This is a genomic window from Candidatus Njordibacter sp. Uisw_002 (assembly GCF_047730155.1).
In the GTDB taxonomy this organism is placed as follows: Bacteria; Pseudomonadota; Gammaproteobacteria; order Pseudomonadales; family Balneatricaceae; genus Njordibacter.
Genome location: NZ_CP159832.1, coordinates 1,205,541 through 1,230,227 on the forward strand (window position 1 = coordinate 1,205,541; position 24,687 = coordinate 1,230,227).

The 24,687-nt window shown below is 42.6% G+C and carries 22 protein-coding genes; 18 read left to right on the top strand and 4 right to left on the bottom strand.

Features of this window, described 5'->3' with window-relative positions; genetic code table 11:
* Positions 1 to 56 precede the first annotated feature (56 nt).
* The 5 genes from ABXT42_RS05725 to ABXT42_RS05745 all read left to right on the top strand — a co-directional run bounded on the left by ABXT42_RS05725 (position 57) and on the right by ABXT42_RS05745 (position 7,813).
* A complete protein-coding gene (locus ABXT42_RS05725) occupies positions 57 to 2,990 on the top strand; it encodes an insulinase family protein (protein ID WP_443629407.1) in 2,934 nt (977 codons plus the stop codon).
* A gap of 113 nt (positions 2,991 to 3,103) precedes the next feature.
* A complete protein-coding gene (locus ABXT42_RS05730; protein WP_443629408.1) occupies positions 3,104 to 4,672 on the top strand; it encodes an ABC transporter ATP-binding protein in 1,569 nt (522 codons plus the stop codon).
* Complete coding sequence (locus ABXT42_RS05735) at positions 4,641 to 5,765, top strand: ABC transporter permease (RefSeq protein ID WP_443629409.1); 1,125 nt, start codon at positions 4,641 to 4,643, stop codon at positions 5,763 to 5,765. The genes ABXT42_RS05730 and ABXT42_RS05735 overlap by 32 nt, the downstream gene beginning before the upstream one ends.
* Positions 5,762 to 6,682 (top strand): ABC transporter permease, encoded by a 921-nt coding sequence (locus tag ABXT42_RS05740; RefSeq protein ID WP_443629410.1) that lies wholly within the window; start codon positions 5,762 to 5,764, stop codon positions 6,680 to 6,682. Before ABXT42_RS05735 ends, ABXT42_RS05740 begins: the two co-directional genes overlap by 4 nt.
* A gap of 66 nt (positions 6,683 to 6,748) precedes the next feature.
* A complete protein-coding gene (locus ABXT42_RS05745; protein ID WP_443629411.1) occupies positions 6,749 to 7,813 on the top strand; it encodes a BMP family ABC transporter substrate-binding protein in 1,065 nt (354 codons plus the stop codon).
* 91 nt (positions 7,814 to 7,904) lie between these two features.
* On the opposite strand, the gene ABXT42_RS05750 is transcribed toward ABXT42_RS05745, so the two are convergent.
* Positions 7,905 to 9,617 carry a LysM peptidoglycan-binding domain-containing protein gene (locus ABXT42_RS05750; protein ID WP_443629412.1) on the bottom strand — a complete coding sequence of 571 codons (1,713 nt, stop codon included), beginning with the start codon at positions 9,615 to 9,617 and terminating at the stop codon, positions 7,905 to 7,907.
* A 251-nt stretch (positions 9,618 to 9,868) separates the two neighbouring features.
* A complete protein-coding gene (gene gloB / locus ABXT42_RS05755) occupies positions 9,869 to 10,660 on the bottom strand; it encodes a hydroxyacylglutathione hydrolase (RefSeq protein WP_443629413.1) in 792 nt (263 codons plus the stop codon).
* Positions 10,661 to 10,758: 98 nt separating this feature from the next.
* Between gloB and ABXT42_RS05760 the strand changes: the two genes are divergently transcribed.
* The 3 genes from ABXT42_RS05760 to dnaQ are packed head-to-tail and all read left to right on the top strand — an operon-like array spanning position 10,759 to position 12,708.
* Positions 10,759 to 11,514 (top strand): class I SAM-dependent methyltransferase, encoded by a 756-nt coding sequence (locus ABXT42_RS05760; protein WP_443629414.1) that lies wholly within the window; start codon positions 10,759 to 10,761, stop codon positions 11,512 to 11,514.
* Complete coding sequence (rnhA, locus tag ABXT42_RS05765; protein ID WP_443629415.1) at positions 11,515 to 11,958, top strand: ribonuclease HI; 444 nt, start codon at positions 11,515 to 11,517, stop codon at positions 11,956 to 11,958.
* 18 nt (positions 11,959 to 11,976) lie between these two features.
* The gene (gene dnaQ, locus ABXT42_RS05770) at positions 11,977 to 12,708 is read left to right on the top strand and encodes a DNA polymerase III subunit epsilon (protein ID WP_443629416.1); all 732 of its coding nucleotides are present in this window, start codon (positions 11,977 to 11,979) and stop codon (positions 12,706 to 12,708) included.
* 85 nt (positions 12,709 to 12,793) lie between these two features.
* Here the strand turns inward: dnaQ and nhaB are convergent, their stop codons facing one another.
* Both nhaB and ABXT42_RS05780 read right to left on the bottom strand, forming a co-directional pair.
* Positions 12,794 to 14,299, bottom strand: a complete 1,506-nt coding sequence (gene nhaB, locus ABXT42_RS05775) for a sodium/proton antiporter NhaB (RefSeq protein WP_443629417.1) — start codon at positions 14,297 to 14,299, stop codon at positions 12,794 to 12,796.
* Positions 14,300 to 14,498: 199 nt separating this feature from the next.
* Positions 14,499 to 14,813, bottom strand: coding sequence for an SCP2 sterol-binding domain-containing protein (locus tag ABXT42_RS05780; protein WP_443629418.1), 315 nt, complete (start codon positions 14,811 to 14,813; stop codon positions 14,499 to 14,501).
* 174 nt (positions 14,814 to 14,987) lie between these two features.
* Here ABXT42_RS05780 and sohB point away from each other — a divergent pair, with 174 nt between their 5' ends.
* The 10 genes from sohB to ABXT42_RS05830 all read left to right on the top strand — a co-directional run bounded on the left by sohB (position 14,988) and on the right by ABXT42_RS05830 (position 24,687).
* The gene (gene sohB / locus ABXT42_RS05785) at positions 14,988 to 16,097 is read left to right on the top strand and encodes a protease SohB (protein WP_443629419.1); all 1,110 of its coding nucleotides are present in this window, start codon (positions 14,988 to 14,990) and stop codon (positions 16,095 to 16,097) included.
* A 19-nt stretch (positions 16,098 to 16,116) separates the two neighbouring features.
* Positions 16,117 to 16,893, top strand: coding sequence for a maleate cis-trans isomerase family protein (locus ABXT42_RS05790; protein ID WP_443627211.1), 777 nt, complete (start codon positions 16,117 to 16,119; stop codon positions 16,891 to 16,893).
* Positions 16,894 to 16,955: 62 nt separating this feature from the next.
* Positions 16,956 to 19,022, top strand: a complete 2,067-nt coding sequence (locus ABXT42_RS05795; RefSeq protein ID WP_443627212.1) for a GNAT family N-acetyltransferase — start codon at positions 16,956 to 16,958, stop codon at positions 19,020 to 19,022.
* Between the two features lie 62 nt (positions 19,023 to 19,084).
* Positions 19,085 to 20,125, top strand: coding sequence for a selenide, water dikinase SelD (gene selD, locus ABXT42_RS05800; RefSeq protein WP_443627213.1), 1,041 nt, complete (start codon positions 19,085 to 19,087; stop codon positions 20,123 to 20,125).
* A gap of 1 nt (position 20,126) precedes the next feature.
* Positions 20,127 to 21,275, top strand: coding sequence for a tRNA 2-selenouridine(34) synthase MnmH (mnmH, locus tag ABXT42_RS05805; protein WP_443627214.1), 1,149 nt, complete (start codon positions 20,127 to 20,129; stop codon positions 21,273 to 21,275).
* 13 nt (positions 21,276 to 21,288) lie between these two features.
* A complete protein-coding gene (locus tag ABXT42_RS05810; RefSeq protein WP_443627215.1) occupies positions 21,289 to 22,398 on the top strand; it encodes an S-(hydroxymethyl)glutathione dehydrogenase/class III alcohol dehydrogenase in 1,110 nt (369 codons plus the stop codon).
* Between the two features lie 8 nt (positions 22,399 to 22,406).
* Entirely contained in the window at positions 22,407 to 23,282 is an 876-nt protein-coding gene (fghA, locus tag ABXT42_RS05815; protein WP_443627216.1) for an S-formylglutathione hydrolase, read from the top strand.
* On the top strand, positions 23,279 to 23,626 hold the full coding sequence (locus ABXT42_RS05820; protein ID WP_443627217.1) for an immunity protein Imm33 domain-containing protein: 348 nt from the start codon (positions 23,279 to 23,281) through the stop codon (positions 23,624 to 23,626). Before fghA ends, ABXT42_RS05820 begins: the two co-directional genes overlap by 4 nt.
* Positions 23,626 to 24,408 (top strand): alpha/beta fold hydrolase, encoded by a 783-nt coding sequence (locus tag ABXT42_RS05825; RefSeq protein ID WP_443627218.1) that lies wholly within the window; start codon positions 23,626 to 23,628, stop codon positions 24,406 to 24,408. Before ABXT42_RS05820 ends, ABXT42_RS05825 begins: the two co-directional genes overlap by 1 nt.
* Positions 24,409 to 24,507: 99 nt before the next feature.
* Positions 24,508 to 24,687, top strand: a complete 180-nt coding sequence (locus tag ABXT42_RS05830) for a hypothetical protein (RefSeq protein ID WP_443627219.1) — start codon at positions 24,508 to 24,510, stop codon at positions 24,685 to 24,687.

The following is a 24,687-nucleotide window of genomic DNA, read 5'->3' on the forward strand; positions in this document are numbered from 1 at the left end:
CTTCTACTATCAAATTCCATTGATTGTGGTTCTTAAATCTATTTATTGGTAAAGCTATGTCCGCAGCACCACAGTCTCATACTGCATTTCGTTTTTTGCGTCAGCAAACAATAGAATCTTTAAATATCAACATTCAAGAGTATGAGCACATTGTTACTGGTGCCTCTCATATTCATTTGGCAAGTGACCAAAGTGAAAACGTATTTTTGGTTGCATTAAAAACCATGCCTCAAGATTCATCGGGCGTAGCTCATGTACTAGAACATACTGCGTTGTGTGGCAGTGAAAAGTTCCCTGTGAGAGATCCTTTTTTCATGATGATAAAGCGGTCTTTAAACACCTTTATGAATGCCTTCACCAGTAGTGACTGGACAGCGTATCCGTTTGCTAGCCAAAATAAAAAAGATTTCAATAACTTACTTGAAGTTTATTTGGACGCTGTATTTTTCGCTCGTTTAGATGCCTTAGACTTTGCCCAAGAAGGTCATCGCGTAGAGCTTATTGATGAAGATGGCAAACCAAGTTTAGTTTATAAAGGCGTAGTGTTTAATGAAATGAAAGGAGCGATGAGCTCACCTGTAAGTCAGCTATGGCAGACTTTAACTAAGTATTTGTTTCCAAGCACAACGTATCATTTTAACAGTGGTGGCGAACCGTCTGATATTCCAGATTTAACCCATGAACAGCTGTTAGCTTTTTATAAACGCCATTATCATCCCTCCAATGCAATTTTTATGACCAGTGGCGATATAAGTGCAGCCACGCATCAAGGAGCTTTTGAGAAGCATGCATTACACCGTTTTTCAGCACAAAAAATCAACCTATCTGTGGCTGACGAAAAACGTTATTACAGCCCACTAAAAGTACAAGAAAGTTACCCTGCAGCGGCTAATGATGAGCAAGCTAAAAGCCATTTAGTCATGGGGTGGTTGTTGGGCCATAGTACTGATCTAAAGCAACAAATGAGAGCTAATTTATTATCACGAGTGTTACTTGATAATAGTGCTTCACCACTGCGCAAAGAGCTAGAAACTTGTGGTTTAGGTACTGGGCCTTCTCAGCTTTGTGGCTTAGAAGACTCAAATAAAGAAATGACATTTGTTTGCGGTATAGAAGGGGCTGAAACCTCAGATGCTGATGGGTTTGAAACTTTGGTATTAAGCTGTCTGCAAAAAGTAGCAAAAGAAGGTGTACCACAAAGTGAAATTGAAGCCGCTCTGCATCAACTTGAGCTTGGACAGCGTGAAATTGGTGGTGATGGCTACCCCTTTGGTATGCAACTTATATTAAGCGCTTTACCGGCGGCTATTCATGGTGGTGATGCGTTAGCTGCACTTAACCTTGACCCTGTTCTGTTAGAGCTTGCTGCTGATATTAAAGATCGTGATTTTATACCCAACTTAATACAAACCTTACTCATTAATAATTCTCATCAAGTGCGCTTGACACTGGTGCCTGATGAAAATATGTCAAGTCGCAAAGATGCCGCAGAAAAACAACGTCTAAGTGACATGTTAGTTGCTATGAATGAACAACAGCGCCAGGTAGTTATCGATGAAACGGCCGCACTGTTAAAGCGCCAATCTCAAGAAGATGACGCTGACATTTTGCCAGAAGTCACGCGCAATGATATTCCTGCTACTCAGCTCATTGCGACTGCTACATTGTCTGATAAAGATTTAGGGTGGGCATTTTATGGAGCAGGCACTAATGGTTTGGTTTATCACCAGTTAGTCGTTGATTGGCCTCAAGTAGATGCGCAAACTTTACCTTACCTTAATTTATTGGCTCAGTTAATGACTGAACTTGGGATTGGTAAACAAGACTATTTATCAGTACAGGCGACACAAGCCGCTGTGTGTGGCAGCCTTTCTGCCTACTTATCTTATCGTGGGCAAGCCAGTAATGCTGACCAACTCAATGCTTATTTTATGCTTAGCACTAAGGGGCTAGTCAGTCAGCAAGTGGCTATCGTTGATTTGCTCAAACAAACGCTGTTATCTGTGCGTTTTGACGAGCCACAGCGTATTAAAGAGTTAGTAGGGCAGTTGCGCTCACGTCGTCAACAAAGTGTAGGTCAATCTGGCCACAGCTTTGCACTAGGTGCGGCAAGCCGCAATATGAGCGCTGGTGCAAACCTGCAGTTTAATGTGAGTGGTTTAGATGGTTTGGTTTGGTTGCAAAAACTTGATGACGGTCTCAAAGATGACGAACAATTGACAGACTTATGTCAAACGCTATCCACACTGCACACACAGTTGTGCAAACAACCTTTGCAATTGGCAAGCGTAGGTGAGCAACAACAGCAAGCTAATATACAAAATACCTTTACTACCGCGTTTGCACCTCAAGTGGGGCAGTTAAAAGGTGGTTTGAATTGGACTTATAACAAGTTCGATAGTCAGTCAAAAAAGCAACCCGCACCGCAATTGTGGACAACTAACACTCAGGTAAACTATTGCGCCAGATCTTTTCCAACGGTCTCAAGCGCTCATCCTGATGCAGCATCATTGGTTGTTCTTGGTGAAGTGTTACGCAATGGGTTTTTACATCGCGCGGTGCGCGAACAAGGTGGAGCCTACGGTGGAGGCGCAGGACAGGATAATAATAACGCCTGCTTCAGATTCTATTCCTATCGTGACCCTCGCAGTGAAGAAACATTTACAGACTTTGGTGCATCTATAGACTGGGTGCTTTCAGATCAACTGGTAAAGCAGCACCTAGAAGAGGCTGTGCTAGGGGTTATTGGCAGCTTGGATAAACCAGGTTCTCCAGCGGGTGAAGCCTTGCAAGCTTACCAAAATGAGTTGCATGGGCGCACTGCTGATATACGTCAGGCCTTTAGGTTGGCTATACTGGATGTGAGTCTTTCATCATTACAAACAGTGGCTGCACGTTATTTGCAGGGTCAGCCTTCAGATGCTGTTGTCGCGCCTGCAGAGTTAGCCGAAAATGAGTACTTTAAAGAGTTTGAAGTTTATAGCGTCTAGCAGAACTAATAATTAACTCAACCAAAAACTAACCAAATAGTCAGTTTTTGGTTGACCCAGTCTATAATATTGTTAAAATCCAAATGTGAACTAATTTTTAACGCTGGAATTTCATGCTAGATAAAAATAATAAGAAGGAACAACCTGCGTTATTGCAGGTTAAGAACATTAGTAAAAAATTTGGTGATTTTTATGCCAACGATAGCCTAAATTTGTCCATAGAAATGGGTAAAGTCCATGCGCTTTTAGGTGAAAACGGCGCAGGTAAATCTACCCTAGTTAAAATGATGTACGGTGCTTTACAACCGACCTCTGGCAGTATTTTTTGGCAAGGAAAAGAGGTTTCAATTGCAAGCCCAGCTCATGCTAGAGAGCTAGGTATAGGCATGGTGTTTCAGCACTTTTCCTTGTTTGAAGCCCTTAGCGTTTCTGAAAACATCAGTCTTGCTCTTCCTCCTGTTCTACGCAAAGGTGATTTAAGCCAGCGTATTGCTGACTTGTCACATGATTATGGCTTGCCTCTAAACCCTGCCGCACTGGTTGCTGATTTATCTGTTGGCGAAAGACAGCGCATTGAAATTGTACGATGCTTATTACAAGAGCCCAAGCTTCTTATTATGGACGAGCCTACTGCGGTTCTCACCCCACAAGAAGCTCAAGCGTTATTTGCAACCTTACGCCGCTTGGTAAAAGAGGGCTGCGCTGTGCTCTACATTTCTCATCGTTTAGAAGAAGTAAAACGCATCTGCCAAGATGCTACTATTTTGCGTCATGGCAAGTTAATTGCCGAAGTTGATCCTCAGATCGAAACTGCCGCAACTTTAGCCAAGCTTATGGTGGGTAGTAGTGTGCACGAAGTGAGTCGCATGGCCAGCAGTGGGGCAGGTGATGTTCTCTTATCGATCACGAAAATGCACCAAGCTTCATCACTACCTTTTGGGATAGATTTGGTGGATATTAACCTGCAAGTAAAAAGTGGTGAAATTCTTGCTATCGCTGGTGTTGCAGGCAATGGCCAAGGCGAATTATTTAGCGTAATCTCAGGTGAGCAGTCCAATGCAGATAAAGGTTCCATTACCTTAGTAGGACAGACATGTGATGGTTTAGGCATTAATCAACGCCGGTGTCTTGGTGCTGCTTTCGTACCTGAGGAGCGAATAGGGCATGGCGCTGTAGAGCATTTGAACTTAACAGACAATATCTTACTCTCCAGACATGCTTGTAATGATACGCCATCTTCGTTAAACCGCGGTTGGCTGGGAATCGATCGGGAGCAGTTGTCTCAATTAAATAAGGTGATTGGTATTGATTACGATGTGCGCAAATCTCAAGAAGATGTGACTGCCGCTTCGCTTTCGGGCGGTAATTTACAAAAATTTGTAGTAGGCCGAGAAATGAATCGTAAGCCTAAAATATTGGTTATAAACCAGCCTACATGGGGTGTTGACGCTGGGGCTGCTGCACTCATTCGCCAAGCAGTGATCGATTTGTCCCGCCATGGCAGTGCCATTTTAATTATCAGCCAAGACCTTGATGAAATTTTTGAGTTAGCTGACAATATTGCAGTAATGTCCAGAGGGCAATTATCTACCACTTATTCTGCTGGCGATTTATCACGCGAAGAAATTGGCTTGATGATGGCAGGATCACATGAACAAGCCACTCAAGAAACTGGAGCTTAAGATGCAATTGTTGTTAGAAAAGCGCGCTCAAGCTTCAAGCTTAATGAATTTATTTTCTCCGTTGTTAGCCATATTGCTTACAGTTGTGATGGGTGGGTTCATGTTTGCAATTATGGGAAAGCCACCTCTTAGCGCCCTTTATATTTACTTTATTGATCCCTTAACGAGTTGGTGGTCTATAGAAGAAGTGTTGGTAAAAGCTGGGCCATTGATACTTATTGGCACAGGCTTAGCCGTTTGCTTTAAAGCTAACGTATGGAACATTGGGGCAGAAGGTCAGCTTACCGCTGGCGCATTGATGGGAGCAATCATTCCAGTGTTGTGGGGCGAATGGCAGTCTCCATTAGGGCTTGTAGTGATGCTGGTTTTGGGAGCCTTAGGTGGGGCACTGTTTGGGCTCATTCCAGCTTGGCTAAAAACGCGCTTTGGTGTGAATGAAATTTTGACTAGTTTGATGCTGGTTTATATTGCCCAATTACTTTTGGATTGGGTTGTACGTGGGCCATGGAAAGATCCTGATGGTTATAACTTCCCTAAGTCAGTATCCTTTGAAGGTTGGCACCTTTTGCCAACGTGGGGTGATGGAAGAATGCACTTTGGCCTAGTAGTAGCTTTAGCGGCTGCATTAATATTATTTTGGGTCATGCGCAGAACACTTAAGGGATTTGAGATTAATGTGGTGGGCAGTGCGCCCAGAGCAGGTGCGTTTGCTGGGTTCTCACAAACTAAAATGGTTTGGTTTTGCTTTGCGGTCTCGGGTGGCCTGGCAGGGCTTGCTGGATTAATTGAAGTGGCAGGGCCAATAGGTCAATTGCAACCCCATATTTCTCCTAACTACGGTTTTACAGCAATCATAGTGGCTTTTTTGGGGCGTTTGAACCCACTTGGAGTGATTGTTGCAGGCTTGCTATTGGCTGTTAGTTATATAGGGGGTGAAGGGGTGCAAATAGAGTTAGGCATTTCAGACAAAACCACTCAAGTATTTCAGGGTATGTTGTTATTTTTCATTTTGATGTGCGATACCTTAATTTTATACCGCCTTAAATGGATTAGTGGTAAACCTATACAACACGGCAAAAGGAGTGCGTCATGAGCCCATATGAAGCCATACTACTGACTATTATTACAGCGTCCACACCTTTGTTACTAGCGGCTATTGGCGAGTTAGTGGTTGAGCGTTCAGGCGTGCTTAACCTAGGCATAGAGGGCATGATGGTGATGGGAGCAGTGTGTGGCTTTGTTGCAGCTCATGTCACAGGTTCAGCTTGGATAGGCGTGATAGCTGCAGTATTAGCAGGTATTGCCACATCGTTATTGTTTGGTTTGCTTACACAAACTTTAATTACTAACCAGGTGGCCACAGGTTTGGCGATCACCCTATTGGGCCTGGGCCTTTCAGGTCTAATTGGAAGTGGTTTTGTAGGCCTTCCAGGGGTAAAGTTGGCTAATGTATCCATACCATGGCTATCTGACTTACCTTTCGTAGGGCGCTTGGTTTTTGGCCAAGATCCGCTGGTTTATATTTCTATTTTGCTGACAGTTGGTGTGGCTTATGCTTTAAAGTACACCCGTGTAGGTTTAATTATTCGTGCCGTTGGTCAAAATCATGATTCGGCCCATGCTTTAGGCTATCGTGTAGTTGCAGTTCGATATGCCTGTATAGCTTTTGGTGGGGCTACATCTGGGCTAGCAGGTGCTTATTTATCTTTAGTGTATACGCCTCAGTGGATAGAAAATATGACGGCTGGCCGCGGCTGGATTGCTTTAGCGTTAGTGGTATTCTCTACTTGGCTACCTGCCAGATTGGCTATGGGCGCCTATTTGTTTGGTGGGGTTTGGATTTTAGGGCTTTATGCCCAAGCAATGGGGGTAGGTATTCCATCACAACTACTATCTTCACTGCCATACGTTGCAACTATTTTAGCGCTGGTTATAATTTCTACTAATCGTCGTTTATCTGTAATCAACACCCCAGCCTCTTTAGGGCAAGGGTTTGTACCTGACCGTTAGCTTAGCTGCGGTCTTTATTGCTGTAACATTTTAATAATAACCATCATTTTGATGAGGAGAAACCTTATGAAGAAGTTACTCACAGCTGCTGCCAGCATTGCGCTAGTTTCAGCACTATCTATTTCTGCAGTTGCTGCAGATAAGCTAAAAGTTGGATTCATCTATATTGGCCCACCTGGTGATCATGGCTGGACTTACCAACACGACCAAGGCCGCAAAGCTATTGATGCTCGCTTAGGTGATCAGGTAGACACTGTGTTTGTTGAAAACGTCCCTGAAGGCCCAGATGCCGAGCGCACTATCACACGTTTGGCTCGCCAAGGTGCTGGATTGATTTTCACCACTTCATTTGGCTACATGGATCCAACTTTAAACGTTGCTGCTAAATTCCCTAACGTTAAGTTTGAACACGCCACAGGTTACAAGCGCGCTGACAACTTATCAACTTACGCTGCACGTTTTTATGAAGGTCGTTATGTGATCGGACAGATTGCCGCTCAGGTTTCTAAAACTGGCGTTGCTGGCTATATAGGTTCATTCCCAATTCCTGAAGTAGTGCGTGGTATTAACGCGTTCTTGCTTGGTGCTCAAACCATTAACCCAGACTTTAAGCTTAAAGTAGTGTGGGTTAACTCTTGGTTTGACCCAGGCCGTGAAGCTGATGCTGCTAAGGTATTGATTAGCCAAGGTGCTGATATAATTACTCAACACACTGACTCTACTGCAGCAGTTCAAGTGGCAGAAGAGCAGGGTGTAAAAGCCTTTGGTCAAGCATCTGATATGGCCGCTTTTGCGCCTAACGCATTGTTAACTTCTATCATTGATAATTGGGATGACTACTACGTTGAACGTACACAAGCTGTATTAGATGGTACATGGGAAAGCATGGATACGTTTGGTGGTATGGATAGCAACATGGTTAACATGGGTCCGTTTATCAACATGCCTGCTGATGTAAAAGCAATGGCGCAAGCAACTACAGCTGCGATTACTGAGGGTAAACTTCACCCATTTGCTGGCCCAGTATATAAGCAAGATGGATCTGTAGGCGTACCAGAAGGTGAAACCTTAGGTGGTTTTGGCCTTGTAGGTATGGACTGGTATGTGCAAGGTGTAGACGACCAGCTTTAACACCGCCAATTATGTATGCAGCTAAGTTTATAGCTTAGCTTATTACTTATTAGCAGACCTAAAAAACCCGCTCTAAGCGGGTTTTTTAGGTCTATTGTTTTAGCTTTGTCACGTCAACAAACAAGCTTAGCTGTTGCCCAGGTTGTAAGTATTTGGTGAGTGATTGGTTCCACTTTTGTATGTCCTTAACAGTCACACTGAAACGGTGGGCTATGGCCGATAGATTATCACCAGAGCGAACCTTATAAGTCAATTTCTTAACTAGTTTGCGCGTTGAAGAGGCCAGTTTAGTGCCACTGTTGCGTGGCCATACACTTAGCTTATCTCCAATTTGCAAAACAGACTTAGTGCTCAGTTTATTCCAGCTAGAAATTTGCTTTACACTGACTTTATATTTCTGAGCTATCTTCCAGAGGCTATCACCACTTTTCACCTTATAATCTACTCGCGCACTAGCTTGAGTTTGATTAATCTGTTTCTGCCTATTAATCACTCGCTGAGCCGCACTTAAGGTATAGGCTTCAGCACCTTTACTAGCAACTGGAATCATCAGCGTTTTCCCAGCCCTAATCAAATTTCCATCTATATTATTTATAGTGCGTAATAAATCAACACTTACATGAAAATCGTAGGAAAGTTTTAATAGGCTATCTCCGGGGACAATCTTATACCTTTGCCATGCCACTCTTTTACTGGTGGGTAGCTCTAACAAACTAGCCTTAAAAGTATCAAGATGTGCCACTGGAATGAGCAAGTTGTGTGGGCCTTGAGGGTCGGTTGCCCATTGATTAAAGGCAGGGTTCAAACGGTATATTTCATCAGTGGTAATGTTGGCCATTTGTGCCGCTTGCGCCAAATCAATTTGGGAACCTACATTCACTGACTCAAAGTAAACTTCATTGGCGATACTATACAAGCCGTTTGTTCCTGCCTGTTCAGCAATAATGCGCGACAACGCCAAAAGCTTAGGCACATAGTTCATGGTTTCTGTGGGTAAGTCTAATGACCAAAAATCAGTGGGTTTACCCGCTTTTTTATTTCGTTTAATCGCTTTAAGCACTGTACCTTGGCCACCATTATATGAGGCAATGGCTAGCAACCAATCTCCATCAAACATTTTATGCAGCTGCGTAAGGTACAAGTGCGCGGCTTTAGTGGAGGCAACAATGTCCCGGCGACCGTCATACCACCAGTTTTGCTTTAAACCAAAGCCAAGGCCTGTGGCTGGGATAAACTGCCATGCCCCTGAGGCCCGACCTGATGAATATGCAAAAGGATCAAAGCCACTCTCTATGATAGGCAAAAGGGAGATTTCAGTAGGAAGCGATTTATCTAAGGCTTGGTGTAACATAAAGTGATAGTAACGACTGGCCCGTGTAGTAACACGATGCATATACTCTTTATGACTTTTGAACCATTTATAGTGCACATCGATTCTGGCATTATCAACATGATCCAAAGCATAATTATCTACAGTAATCTGCCAAAGGTCTAGCTCAGGTACAGGTGCTGGAATAACCTGTACCAAAGGGATTTTTTTAGCTTTTTCTTGAGCTTCTGCTAGTAACTGTGCTGCTGTATTAGTGCTAGCTTCAGTGTCAAGTTCAGACCAGCCAAGATTGTTTTCATTGGCGATTTTTTGTGCAATGGCTTGGGCTGTTATAACAGGCTTTGTCTGTGCTTCAAATTCACCAGTATCAGCTAATTCGATGTCGATTAGCGATGTTACAGGGGGCACCGCACTTTGTGCGACTGCCTTTGCTGACGCTCTAGGCACATTTTCTGCAACAATATTATCGGTCATTGGTCTTCGTGGCGTGTCTGCCAATTGAGGCTGTATAACAGCAGTTTGACATGCACTAAGAATTAATAGAGAAGCCACAAAAAATAAGGACTTTTTTGCTGATTTGGTAAGAAGGTGTAGAACAAATTTTATCAAAATAATAGTCACAATTTAAATAGCAAAAAGGCGGTAATTTTAGCAGGCTACGCACGTAGGTCAATATAGATCATAAAGTCTTAATATAGTTCCTGAGTTTTTTTACATTTTAGGTACTAAAAGTCGTTTTTCCACTGCCTCAAAGCTGCAAACACCTCACTTGGGTGGTGTAGCTCATTAGCTTTGTATTTCTTTGCACTTGCTATTACTGCTTTATCATCAACACGTAAAAACGGGTTAATGGCGGCTTCTTGTGCAAGGGTAGTGGGCAGTGTCACTTGGCTTGAACTACGCTTGTCTTTGCATTTTTTTTGTACTAATTTTAATGCTGCATTATTCTCATCCACAGCCATGGCAAACTCTAAGTTGGCTAAACTATATTCATGAGTTGGGTAGGCTCTGGTTGTGGGTGGTAACTCCATGATTTTGCTCAAAGAATGGTGCATTTGTTTAGGTGTGCCTTCAAACACTCGGCCACATCCAGCTAAAAATAACGTATCACCACAAAAAAGAATTTCCTGTTGGTGGTTAAAGTAGGCTATGTGATCAAGCGTATGTCCTGGTATTTCCATGACATTAAAGTTCACGCCTAATATATTAACGTTACTATCTTCTTTAAGAGTGTGAGTAATGCCTTGGTATGGGCTATTTTCTGGACCATACACGGGTATGTCACTATAGTGAGCCGCCAACTCGGCTACGCCTCCAGTATGGTCCCCATGATGATGAGTGACTAATATAGCAGACAGTTTTTTTTGTATTTTTAGTGCATAACTTTTTACCACGCTTGCATCCCCAGGATCTACTACAACAAAATGATCAGATTCCTGGGTTTCGATACACCAAATGTAATTATCATCAAAAGCGTGTAAAGGGGTTATTTTAAGCGGTGAATTTTTGGTCTGCATAGTTTTGATCTTTTGTGTTGCAAGGCGTTCTTTAATAAGGGTAGCGGTGCCAGAGAAATTACGCAAGCAACACAAGTAATAATGCCTTATTATAAACTATGATTAATCAAACTCATCTGCACTCATACTCATTTGAAGAACGCCAGTTTACAGCATGGTTGAAAACAACTAAAGGCGCTGCACTTATGGCCCAAGAGCAGCAACAATTGGCTTTACTCATGCCTAAAGCCTTTGGGCACTACAGTGTCTATTTAGGACTCAATGCAAAATTGAGTTCACGCTTAACATCCCCCATAAAAACCGCCATTTCTTTAACTGCAACTAGTGAGCTAGATGGCGACGCTATAATGGATCCCCATCAGCTACCCCTAGCCACTGAAGCCATTGATCTTTTAGTGTTACAGCATGTGTTAGATATGAGCAACAACCCTCATCAAGTTCTTCGAGAAGTTGCACGTGTGATGACCTCTGGTGGCCGCCTAATAATTACAGGGTTAAACCCTTATAGTTTCTGGGGGTTATGGCGACAACTCAGGCTCAAAAAGGGAGTGCCATGGCGAGCAAACTTTTTATCACAACGCAGGCTTAAAGACTGGTTAAGACTTTTAAGTTTTGATGACTTTGATATAAAGCCTGTATATCATTACTGCCCCGATAAATGGCAAGCTAAACCCTTACTAAAATATATAATGAATCCATGTTGCACTGGTTATGTTTTACTGGCGGTTAAACAAGAAACTCGAGTGCATTTAGTCAAACCTAAATGGCGCACTCAAGTGATGAAACCAAAATTTGGGTTAGCAACAATAGCTAGGCAACCAAGTTGTAATAAACACCCTGTGGAGAGTAGTTGATTGACTAAAGATCAGATTGAATTATTTACCGATGGCGCATGCAAAGGTAATCCTGGCCCAGGAGGTTGGGGGGTGCTTATGCGTTTTAAGGGGCAAGAAAAGCGTTTATTTGGAGGCGAACCTTTGACTACCAATAATCGCATGGAGCTTATGGCTGCTATCAAAGGCTTAGAGGCATTAACCAGGCCATGTCAAGTAGACCTTACCACTGACTCACAGTACGTGCGCAAAGGTATTACTGAATGGATCGTCAATTGGCGTAAAAATAATTGGCGTACTGCTGCCAAAAAACCTGTTAAAAATAGCGATCTTTGGCTGATGTTAGATAAGGCAGTGGCGACCCATGAAGTTCAGTGGCATTGGGTTAAAGGACACAGTGGCCATGTTGAAAATGAAATAGCTGATGATTTGGCAAACTTAGGTGCCCAGCAGCATAGCCAGTAATCACCAAAGGACTATATTGTGCGATTAATTATACTTGATACAGAAACAACAGGTTTAGAGCCTAAACAAGGCCATCGTTTGATTGAAGTTGGCGCTTTAGAGATGGTCAATAGGCGTCTTACAGGGAAAAGTTTCCATGAATACGTGCAGCCAGAACGTGATGTGCCAATGGAAGCTCAGGCGGTGCATGGCATTACTGAAGAATTTCTTGCCGATAAAGCATTGTTTTCTACCATTGCTGACCAGTTTATTGAGTTCATCACTGGTGCTGAGCTAATTATTCATAATGCGCCATTTGACCTTGGTTTTTTAGACAATGAATTGGCTATTGCAGGAAAAATGATAGGAAAAAAATATCCAAAAGTTTCGGATATTTGCAAAATAACAGACTCTTTAAAGCTTGCTAGGCGCAAGCACCCCGGACAAAAGAACAATCTTGATGCGCTTTGTCGACGTTATGGAATTATCAACACTCATCGCGAATTACATGGAGCGTTGCTTGATTCTGAGATTCTAGCTGACGTGTATTTGATGATGACTGGTGGGCAAACTGATTTAATGTGGGCTGCTCAGGCAACCTCCGCTACCGGAGATGCTGTTGCCCCCGCTAGCCGTACAGTGAGCTTAGAAGGCTATGAGCTGCCAGTAGTCATGGCTACTGATGCAGAAGTTGCTGCGCATAAAACTAAACTGCAAACAGTTGCCAAGGCTTCAGGTGACAACTGTTTATGGTTGTCGAGTATGGACTAAGATAGCCCGTATTTTTTAGTTAAAAGAATAAATAGATACAAAAAAGCCGCACTATATGCGGCTTTTTTATGCTTCAACAGATGATTTAAAGTAGATAGCTAATGGCTAGGTAGCCCACAACACTCATACTAATGGTATAAGGCAATGCCATCCAAACCATTTTGCCATATGACAAACGAATTAGCGGCGCTGCAGCAGAGGTCAACAAAAACAAAAATGCTGCTTGACCATTTGGAGTAGCAACACTGGGTAAGTTGGTGCCTGTGTTGATCGCGATAGCTAGCTTGTCAAAATGAGCTCTATCTATAAGTCCAGCGTCTAGGGCGCCAGCCACTTCGTTTATATAAATGGTTGCAACAAATACGTTATCACTAATGGCTGACAATAAACCGTTCGCTACAAAAAACACTTTAGGTTGCACAGCTAAGTCCAGTGTGAGTACCCATTCTATAATAGGGTTGAACAAATGTTGTTCATGAATCACCGTAACAATAGAGAAAAACACCACAAGTAATGCCGTAAAAGGTAAGGCTTCTTCAAACGCATGACCAATTTGGCTTTCTTCAGTAATACCATTAAAAGCCGTTAGAATGATGATGATCATCAATCCAACAAGGCCAACAGCTGCCACATGGAATGCTAAAGCAAAAACAAGCATTACAGCTACAGCCACTTGCACAATAAGGCGAGCCTTATCACGTGTGGTACGCTTTACTTGCTGCGCTTTGTCATAGTCTTCTAAAACCGTACGCACAGTATGAGGCAACTTGGTGCCATAACCAAACCAGCTAAATTTTTCAGTCACGATGCAAGTTAATAAGCCGACAAATAGAACAGGCATCGTAATAGGTGCCATTTGTATAAAGAAGGTAGCAAAGTCCCATCCCGCTTTTTCTGCAATTAAAAGATTCTGAGGCTCACCTACCAACGTAGTCACACCACCCAGTGCTGTACCAACGGCTCCATGCATCATTAAACTGCGTAAAAATGCGCGAAACTGGTCTAAATCTTCACGATGCAGTTCAATGAGGTGATCGTCATTATGGTAATTATGGTCGTGAGAACCAGCGCTTGATGCGACTTTGTGATAAACCGAATAAAAACCAACGCTGACGCTGATTAACACGGCTGTTACTGTTAAAGCATCTAAGAATGCAGATAATACAGCCGCAGTGATACTGAACAGAAGTGATAATGCAGTTTTAGATTTCACACCTACAAGAAAGCGAGTGAACACAGCCAACAGCATGTCTTTCATAAAGTAGATGCCTGCCACCATGAACATAAGTAACAATATGACCTGCAAATTACTACTTACTTCGTGATAAACGCCATCTGGAGACGCAAGGCCAATAATGATCGCTTCTATCGCCAATAAACCACCTGGTTGGAGAGGATAGCACTTAAGAGCTAAAGCTAGAGTAAATATAAATTCAAAAATTAACGCCCAACCTGTAATCGTAGGTCCAGCGATAACCAACAGCAAAGGGTTAAGGATTAAAAAACCGATAATGACACGTTTGTACCAAGACGGTGAATAACCAAGAAAATTGCGCCAAAATGCCTGCGGCAAAGTAATGACTTGTTGCATATATATAAAAATCCTTTAACCAGTTAAATAGAATTCACTAAACTGAAAGAGAAGGTGGCATCAATCAGGCGCCGTAGTATACATAAATCAACACTAATTTACAATAATTGGCCTCTGCGTAATGAGTTGAGAGGCCAGCATAATGAGGGGTATGGAAGGGTGTGGGGGTATGTGAGGTATCGCAAAGGTATTAAGGTAATTACCCCATTTTGAATAACTGGCTCAAACGTGTGCCTAACATGACATCGCCTTCAGCTTGCAGGCGGCCACCCATAAAAGCTGCCATACCATCTAATTCCCCTGATACTATTTCCTTAAGCGTGTCACTATCCATAGACATGGTGATTTCTGGGTCTTCGTGGTTACCTATGCTTGTAGCACAATTAGAATTATCGATAGTAATATAAAAATCGTCATCATCTAAAATACAAAATTGAAAGGTTGCTTTTAAATCTTCTGCTTCTTCAGCGACGAATGCAGTATGCATTTGTGCCATAATCTGGGCTACAGCCATGGGATATTATCCTGCTAGTTAAGTTGTGTGTCTGATTCTATGGGTTTTTTATAATGAAATCAAACGATCGTTTGAATTGTTAATTTATTAAATGTTTAGTTATGGTTTTATGGCCCACTAGACTAGAATACAAAGCTATACTTAGTATAACCAAGAACAACATTGGAGAGTGACGTGTTAGATTTTTTGTATGAGTACGGGTTGTTTTTAGCAAAAGTGATTACTTTTTGTGTAGCTGTAATTGTAGTGGTTGGTTTTTTGGTAATGGCTGGACAAAATCGCCGGCACCAAAGTAAAGCTGGACACATAGAGGTGAGAAACCTCAATGAAGAATTTGAAGACATGACTGATACATTAGATCATGCCATGATGGATAAGTTTCAGTTTAAGCAACTTCGTAAAAGCCAAGAAAAAGCCGAAAAACTTGAAGCTAAGCAAAATAAAGCTGAAGCTAAGAAGCTGGCCAAGCAAGCCAAGGCTGAAGACGCTAAAGCGCAGGCAGAGCAAGAAATAGTGCCCAGTGCTAAAAAGCGCACCTTTGTATTAGACTTTGATGGCGATATTAAAGCCAGTGCAGTAGAGTTTTTGCGCCATGAAATAAGCGCAATCATTTCTGTTGCCAAAACTACAGATGAAGTGATTATGCGTCTTGATTCTAGTGGCGGTATGGTACACACCTATGGTTTAGCTGCATCACAACTGGGACGCTTGAATAAAGCCAACATTCCATTTACCATTTGTGTTGATCAAATTGCCGCAAGTGGCGGGTATATGATGGCGTGCATGGCTAACCACATTACTGCTGCTCCATTTGCTCTTGTAGGGTCTATAGGTGTAGTAGCAGAGGTGCCAAACGTACACAGATTACTTAAAAAACACTCAATTGATGTAGAGGTGCTTACGGCGGGTGAACACAAGCGCAGCCTTACTGTAATGGGAGAGAATACCCGTAAAGGTCGAGAAAAATTTGTTGAAGATTTACAGAAAACCCACGGGCTTTTTAAGCATTGGGTTAAGCAACAGCGACCTAATTTGGATATTGATTTGGTAGCTAATGGTGACGTTTGGTACGGCCAACAAGCAATCGATCTAGGGTTAGTAGATGAAGTGGGCACCTCAGATGAGGTGTTACAAGAAGCAGTCAAACAAAGTGATGTATTGTTGATAGAATATGTGGCTAAAAAAACCATTGGGGAAAAATTTGGTATCGCTGCTGCCACAAGCTTAAGTTTGTTGGGCAACCGTTTACTATCTATAGCCCAACGCCATTCAATAGGTCGCTAATGACTTGAGGGAAGACGTAATGCATTCTTTTTCAAAACTTTGCAAACCACTTGTGCCAAATTTTCTGGCGCCCAAAAACATACCTACACGTATCGGCCTTGTCGTACTGGCTACAGATATGGTGCTAGAAGCTGAATGGCGGGATCTGTTTGCTGGCTCATCTATTGAGGTGTTAGCAGCACGTATTGCTTGTGCAGCAGAAGTAACGCCTGAAGCTTTGTCTACTATGGCACAAGAAATTGGCCATTGTGCTAGTTTGATTTTACCAGATGTAGCCCTTGATGCTGTTGCTTATGGCTGTACTTCAGGTAGTTTAGTCATAGGGGAAAATAATGTTCATCAACTGCTTCAGCAAGGTGATACACAGCAAGTAACTAGCAACCCATTTAGCGCGGTAAAAGCTGCTTTATCCCATGTGAATGCTAAAAATATTGTTGTGCTTTCACCCTATTTAGCCTCTGTTAATGTGCCATTTTATGAAGCTTTAACTGACGCAGGGTTTAACGTAAAAGGGTGGGGAAGCCTAGACTTAACTCTAGACAGGGAAATTGGGTCAATGGATCCTGAACACTTGCCAACTTTGATTGAACAGCTGTTAGATGGGTTGGATTGTGTGCCAGATGTAGTGTTTATTTCATGTACTAACTTTAAAGCCATGGACAAGCTTGAGGCTTTAGAGCAGCGCTATGGTTGCTACTTTATGTCTAGCAACCAAGTTATGGCTTGGCACCTATTGCATCAACTTAACATAGCTATGCCACATGCTCGTGTAGGGCGCTTATTGAATGATGCATAGGATTAACGTCCCACAAATCAGCACTATAGCAAATATTATTAGGCACCTAGGAGTGGACTAATTTGCCCACGATTATAGCATTATCCGAATTCCATCAACCGCTTTTAATAGCCCAAAAAACGGGCCATCGTTTGATGTTAGTTGTGGCTATGGAAGAGGCATCAGGCTTTAGCATAGCTAAGCAGCTTACACGCTTTGCTTCTGCTTGCTTATGGGTAGACGTATTAAATACAACCACAGTGCCTGTCCCTGAGCATCATTATATTAGTACAAATCAAACTAAGCAGCACCTTGGCACCTCTAACCAGTATGTAATTTATAATGCCCACAAAGGCTTTAATGCAAGTGCTTTATCTGCCCTTAGTGGCACAGTTGTAGGTGGTGGTGCGCTCATATTATTAGTTCCTGCCATAGCTCAGTGGCACCACCTGTTTGACTCTCAGTTACAAGCGTACGGCCAGTTAAAATCAGGTGCCCATTCCTATTTTATAAAGTGGTGGCAGCAACACTGGGAACACTGTGCTGTGCATGTCCTAGAAGGCTCTGCCTATAATCACAAAAGAGATGATCATAATATTTGGCAACAATTAGATTATTATAAAGCAGCTAATTTGCTGCACCCTACACAAGATCAAAAAGCTGTTATTGATAAATTACTAAGCTCTTACCAGCAATCCATTAATACTGTATTTAATCTTAGTGCACATAGAGGTAGAGGAAAATCTGCCTGTTTAGGTTGGTTAATCAAAGCAATCAGTACTCAGAGCAAAAAAACTCAACAGGCTCCAGTAATAGTAACCGCACCAAGTAAGAAGGCACTGTCCACCTTGAGTGCAACTGCTACGCCGGCACTGGTCAATTTTTATGCATTAGATGCATTATTAACCCAACTACCTAAAGCTAGCTTGGTCATTGTAGATGAAGCGGCGTCTGTGCCAATATCACAACTGACCAAATTGATTCAACATTATGATTTGGTAGTTCTATCTTCTACCCAAGACGGCTATGAGGGCAGTGGGCAAGGTTATCGCTTAAAGCTTCCCCGCATTATCGAGTCACTGGGCCTTACAAGCGAAACTCTTACCCTAACTCAACCTATGCGCTGGCATGCTAATGACCCACTAGAGGACTTTATTCGTAGTAGTTTTTTGTGTGATGTAAGACTTCCCAATATTGAACAACAGTCATTCATAGACTCCACATCATCACTCACATATAGCCATACTTGTGGAGAGGAACTTGCTCAAGATTCCCGTTTATTAAAACAAGTGTATGCATTGCTTATGCTGGCTCACTATCAAACTACTCCACAAGATTTAAGATTATTACTGGATCACCCAAAACAAAAGCTTTATTTGTGTTATCGAGGAGGTTGCCTTGTCGCCTTAGCCTGGGTATCACAAGAAGGCGCTTTAGACGCCGATTTAACTGAGCAAATAGCCCTTGGAAAACGGCGTATACAAGGCCATTTGTTAGCACAAATATTAACTCAACAAGCAGGTTTTCCTGAGTCTTGTGAGATGCATAGCTGGCGCATTCAAAGGATTGTAGTCCTACCGCAGCTGCAGAATACGGGTGTGGGAGCTGCGTTACTTAATCACGTTTATACTTTAGCACAAGAGGCCAATATAGATTTTCTGGGAACAAGTTTTTCAGCAAGTGTGGATACCTTACGTTTTTGGCTAGCAAATCAATACATTCCAGCTTGGTTAGGCTTGCGCGCGGATGCTGCTACCGGGCTGAACAGCGTACAATTAATACGACCAATTAGCATTAATGCCCATACATTAGCAGGCAACCTAAGCCATCATTTATACGGTTACCTTAGTTTTGGTAAAGATTTTTGGTTTCGATCTATTGATAAAAAAGTGTTGCTTACCATCGCAACCAACTGTGAAAAAAACACCACACCAGCTCTTGATCAGATGCAAAAAAAACGCTTGTTAAAATTACTAGCACTGGGGCAAGCAGGATTTAGCGGGGGCTTGTATTTATTATACCAACAGCTCAAAGATCCCAAAGACAAACAAGAGGTGTTGCACGCCGCACACAATAACACCCATAAAGGTTTACAAAAATCAGTCAGGCGGTTGGCCTTGTCACAGGTAGAGCCATCATATAACCAATGATGCACAGCACATTGGTTATAAACTGCGTATACTACTTTTATTGTCCACTAGTGTAATAAACCATGAATCCAATAAAACTCACCCAATATAGCCATGGCGCCGGTTGCGGATGCAAAATATCACCTAAAGTCCTTGATAAGATGCTGCAATCTCAACTACCAAAATTTTCTCACCCAAACTTGATTGTAGGCAATGAAAGTCGTGACGATGCTGCCGTTTTTGATTTAGGTGATGGCTCTGGCATTGTTAGTACCACTGACTTTTTTATGCCTATTGTAGATGACCCATTCGACTTTGGCCGTGTCGCTGCAACTAATGCTATTAGTGATGTTTATGCTATGGGTGGACAGCCATTAATGGCTATCGCTATCTTGGGTTGGCCAGTAGATAAGCTAGCACCTGAAGTAGCCGCTATGGTGATAGATGGAGCTCGGTCTGTGTGTGCACAAGCCAACATTTGCCTTGCGGGGGGGCATAGTATTGATGCGCCAGAACCTATATTTGGATTAGCAGTTACAGGTAAGGTGGAGCTTAAATATTTACAGCGTAATGACCAAGCTCAAGCTGGTGATCGATTAATGCTTACTAAACCCCTAGGCGTTGGTATTTTAACGACCGCGGAAAAGCGAGGCATATTGCGTGTAGAAGATGTGAATCTGGCACGAGATAACATGGTAAAGCTTAATGACATAGGCGCCAAATTGGCTCCATTAAAGGGTGTTCATGCTATGACAGACGTCACAGGTTTTGGCCTCATGGGACATCTTGTGGAGGTGTGTGAGGGAAGTCAGCTTCAGGCACAAATAGACTTTGAAAGTGTACCGTTACTCACAGACCTGCAGCACTACTTAGATCAAGGCTGTGTGCCAGGTGGAAGTAGCCGAAACTTTGATAGTTATGGACATAAATTAGGGCCGTTAAGTGAAAGTCAGTTAAATATTCTGTGTGACCCACAAACAAGTGGTGGCTTATTAGTTGCTGTTGCACAAGATCAAATGCAAGCAGCTGAAGCTATTTGCCAAGCTGAGCAGCATGAGTGCATCTGGATAGGCGATCTTTCTACGCCAAAAGACACTCAAAAATATTGGGTATCGGTCGTTTAATATGGCCTCAATTAAGTCACCTTTACAGATGCCAAGTCCTTTAACAACGCTTCAGTTTGAAGCGTTGTTATTAAGTAATCGTCCTATGTTTGACGTTAGAGCGCCTATAGAATTTGACAAAGGTGCATTTCCAAACGTTGTTAACTTGCCTCTAATGCTTGATCACGAACGAGAAGAAGTAGGCACGTGTTATAAAAAACAAGGCCAAGATGCCGCTCTTGCTCTAGGCCATCAGCTAGTCAATGGCGACACTAAAGACAGTCGTGTAAAGCAATGGCATGCGTTCTCAAGTGCCCATCCTGATGCAGTGTTGTATTGTTTTCGTGGTGGAATGCGATCTAAAATTAGTCAACAGTGGCTAGCAGATACTGGCATTGTTGTGCCCTTTGTAGAGGGTGGTTATAAAGCCCTTCGCACGTTTCTTATTGAACGCTTAGATGAGCTGGTAGAAGAGCTTCCAGCTTTTGTTTTAAGCGGTCGTACAGGTACGGGTAAGACAGAAATCTTGCCACAATTTGATCGCACCATCGATTTAGAAGGCATTGCGAAGCATCGTGGATCTAGCTTTGGTAAATACATTGAAGAACAGCCTAGTCAAATTAATTTTGAAAACAATTTAGCAATTGCACTCATGCAATTAAATAAAGAAGCTAAAACCCCCATTGTTTATGAAGACGAAAGCCGCTTAGTAGGCTGCCGATTATTACCTATTAGCCTTCAAAATAAACTAAAAAGCTCACCTATTATGGTGTTACATGATAACTTTGAAGCACGTGTTGAGCGTATTTTCGGTGAATACGTTGTCAAAGCTATTGCCGCATGGGAACAAGAACTTGTAGCTCCTAATGAAGCCTTTTTAGCTTTTGGTGATAGTCTCATTCAAAGTGTGTTTCGCATTCGTAAACGTTTAGGTAGTGAGGCACACAAACACCTTGTTAAACTTCTTGATCAATCATTAGAGCTACAAACTAAACAAGGTGACCTTAGTGCTCATAAAGGTTGGATTTCCTATTTACTCACCCATTATTATGATCCAATGTATGACTACCAACTGTCTCTTAAGCAAGACCGGGTAGTGATGCAGGGCACCTCAAGTGACCTTGTCACTTGGTACAAAACCAGTCAGTGTAACACCCTCAACACACACTAAGGATTCCTTAATTATGAAATCAAGAGCCGCAGTAGCCCTAGCTAAAGGCCAACCTTTAACCATTGCAGACATTGACGTAGAAGGCCCAAAAGCCGGTGAAGTACTGGTACGTATGGTCGCTACAGGCGTGTGCCACACAGATGCATTTACTTTATCTGGAGCGGATCCTGAAGGTATCTTTCCATCTGTACTAGGCCATGAAGGCGGCGGTATCGTAGAAGAGATCGGTGAAGGTGTAACAAGCTTAACCGTAGGCGATCATGTAATTCCTCTTTACACGCCTGAATGTGGTCAATGTAAGTTTTGTTTATCTGGCAAAACTAACCTTTGCCAAGCTATCCGTGGCACCCAAGGAAAAGGGTTAATGCCTGATGGTACTAGTCGCTTATCTTTAGATGGTGAAACCTTATTTCACTACATGGGTACATCTACATTTTCTGAATACACTGTTGTGCCTGAAATTGCCTTAGCAAAAATAAACAAAGCAGCACCACTAGACAAGGTCTGTTTATTAGGCTGTGGTATTACTACAGGCATTGGTGCCGTGCTCAATACAGCTAAGGTTCAAGCCGGCGATAGCGTTGCTGTGTTTGGCTTAGGTGGTATTGGTTTGAGTGTGGTGCAGGGGGCTGTTATGGCTGGTGCTGGGCGCATCGTGGTCATAGACATTAACGAGGATAAGTTTGAAATGGCTAAAATGCTGGGTGCTACAGATTGCATTAACCCTAAAAACTATTCTGCACCTATTCAAGAAGTCATCGTAGACCTTACCGATGGTGGGGTAGATTATTCGTTTGAATGCATCGGCAATGTTGATGTAATGCGCTCGGCGCTAGAGTGTTGCCATAAAGGATGGGGAGAATCTATTGTTATTGGTGTCGCAGGAGCGGGCCAAGAAATCACTACTCGCCCATTTCAACTGGTTACTGGACGAGTCTGGCGCGGGTCTGCTTTTGGTGGAGTCAAAGGCCGCACACAATTACCAGATTACGTGGAGCGTTACATGAAAGGCGAGATAAAAATCGACCCTATGGTGACTCATACAATGGGGCTGGATGATATTAATAAAGCCTTTGACCTTATGCATAGCGGGCAAAGTATTCGTTCTGTCATTATTTTTTAGGATATACCATGTCTTTAAATGAACTTTCACAAGTTAAGGTAAGTGGCGGACGTCTATTGCGAGTGGAACATTTGTCCACGGCATGCCAGAGCCAAATGACTTTTGCATTATTTTTGCCACCTCAAGCAGGTAAGCAGCTGGGGAAAAATAAAGTGCCTGCACTTTATTGGTTATCAGGCCTTACGTGTAATGACGAGAACTTTAGCCAAAAGGCAGGTGCATTTGCTTTAGCAGCGAAGCTTGGCATGGCTATTGTGATGCCGGATACAAGCCCTCGTAGCGCTAACGTGGAAGGCGAAAATGATAGTTATGATGTAGGTACAGGTGCAGGGTTTTATGTTGATGCAACCCAAGCTCCTTGGTCTACTGCTTACAATATGTACAGCTACGTGACACAGGAACTGCCAGCGCTTATCCAAAATCACTACTGTGTAAATGAAACATCTTCAATTAGTGGCCATTCAATGGGAGGCCACGGGGCACTGATTTGCGCGCTTAAAAACCCAGAAAAATACGCTTCAGTTTCAGCATTTGCCCCCATTACCTCGCCTACACAGTGTCCTTGGGGTAAAAAAGGTTTTAGCACTTACTTGGGTGGCGATGAAAGTGTTTGGGAGCAATGGGATGCAAACCAATTAGTACAAAAAAATCATGCCTTAGGCCTAGCACCACAAGCTATGCTAATTGATCAAGGTACTAGTGACCCATTTTATAAAGACCAACTGATGCCAGAGTTATTTAATTCCACCTGTGAACGCTTGGAATATCCAATCGATTATCGGGAGCGAGAAGGTTATGACCATAGCTATTATTACATTAGTAGTTTTATCAACGAACACCTGCGTTTTCACGCTGCTCACCTTGGTTTACAGGTAGATTTATGAAACAAAAAAAACGACAAACACGTCATGGCTTTATGGCACGAGTATCAAAATTAGCTCTAGGAGATAGCGCATTACCTATACGCTTTATGTATAAAACCATACCAGAGCATAGTAACGATACCGGTTGGCGTTTGTTCACAGGGTATGAGTCTGCGGAGTTTTTAGCAGAGTTCTCAAACTTAGAGCCGTTTCCATTGGAACCTATGTGTGAAGCTGACCCTACTTTAGATGAATTGTTAGACAGTAATGCAGGGACCGTATGGGAACGCCCTCCAGAACAATCATGGCAACAAGTTCACGGCTTCGAAATTCCTGTTGAAGAAGTGCCTGTTGAAGTGAGCTAATGCAACTTAATACACATGAATATAATGCAGGCCAAAAAAATCCTCTTGTTGTACTGCACGGTTTGTTTGGTGCGCAAGATAATTGGCGTAGCCAAGCTTTAGTATGGGCGAAAGATCGTCATGTAATTACTATGGATCTGCGCAATCACGGCATGTCTGCTCATAGCCCTGTGATGGATTATGTGTCTATGTGTGCGGATGTACTAGATACTCTCGCGCTATTGAATCTAGCAAAAGTGGATTTATTGGGACATTCCATGGGTGGAAAAGTGGCTATGCAACTGGCGTTGAACTTTCCCCATAAAGTAAACAGTTTGATAATAGCTGACATAGCCCCTGTGGTTTATGAAGCACGCCACCAAAGCATATTAGACGGCCTCAACAGCTTAGACCTAAGTACTTTAACGTCTAGGAAACAAGCATTGGACTGGCTGGTTAAATACGAACCTGATGAAAGAGTCTGTCAGTTTTTACTTAAAAGCTTGTATAAAAATGAGGTAGGGCAGTTTGCTCTACGCTACAATCTAAGCGCCATTGAACAAAATTATCAGTTGATAAGTGCAGCACCTTCAGTGAATGCAAAAGCTCCAGCGATGTATGCAGGCCCCACACTAGTGCTTAAAGGTTCAAATTCGGCTTACATATTGCCTCATCATAAGGCATCGTTTGATCGGTTTTTTCCTAACGCACAGCTTAAAATAATGACTGATTGTGGCCATTGGTTGCATGCCGAAAAACCAGAGCTTTTTTGCCGATTGGTGTCACGCTTTTTAACTCAATAAATCGTGTAGTTGATGACATAGGTCTGGTAATGCGTGCTAAAATAATACAAATAATAGGTTTATATAGTTACCAATAATTGTAATTGAGTTGATCACATCATGACCCGTGCCAAAAAGAAAATGCCAGCTGTAGCCGGTGTCACATTTAACCCACACAAAAAGAAAAAAATTGTCGCTAAATCTTTTTCTCCTTCAAGTTACCAAACTCGTAAGCAAAAGGGTTTAGCCACTAAGAAGAAGCAAACATCTATATTTCAGCAACACCAAGACGAGGCTTAG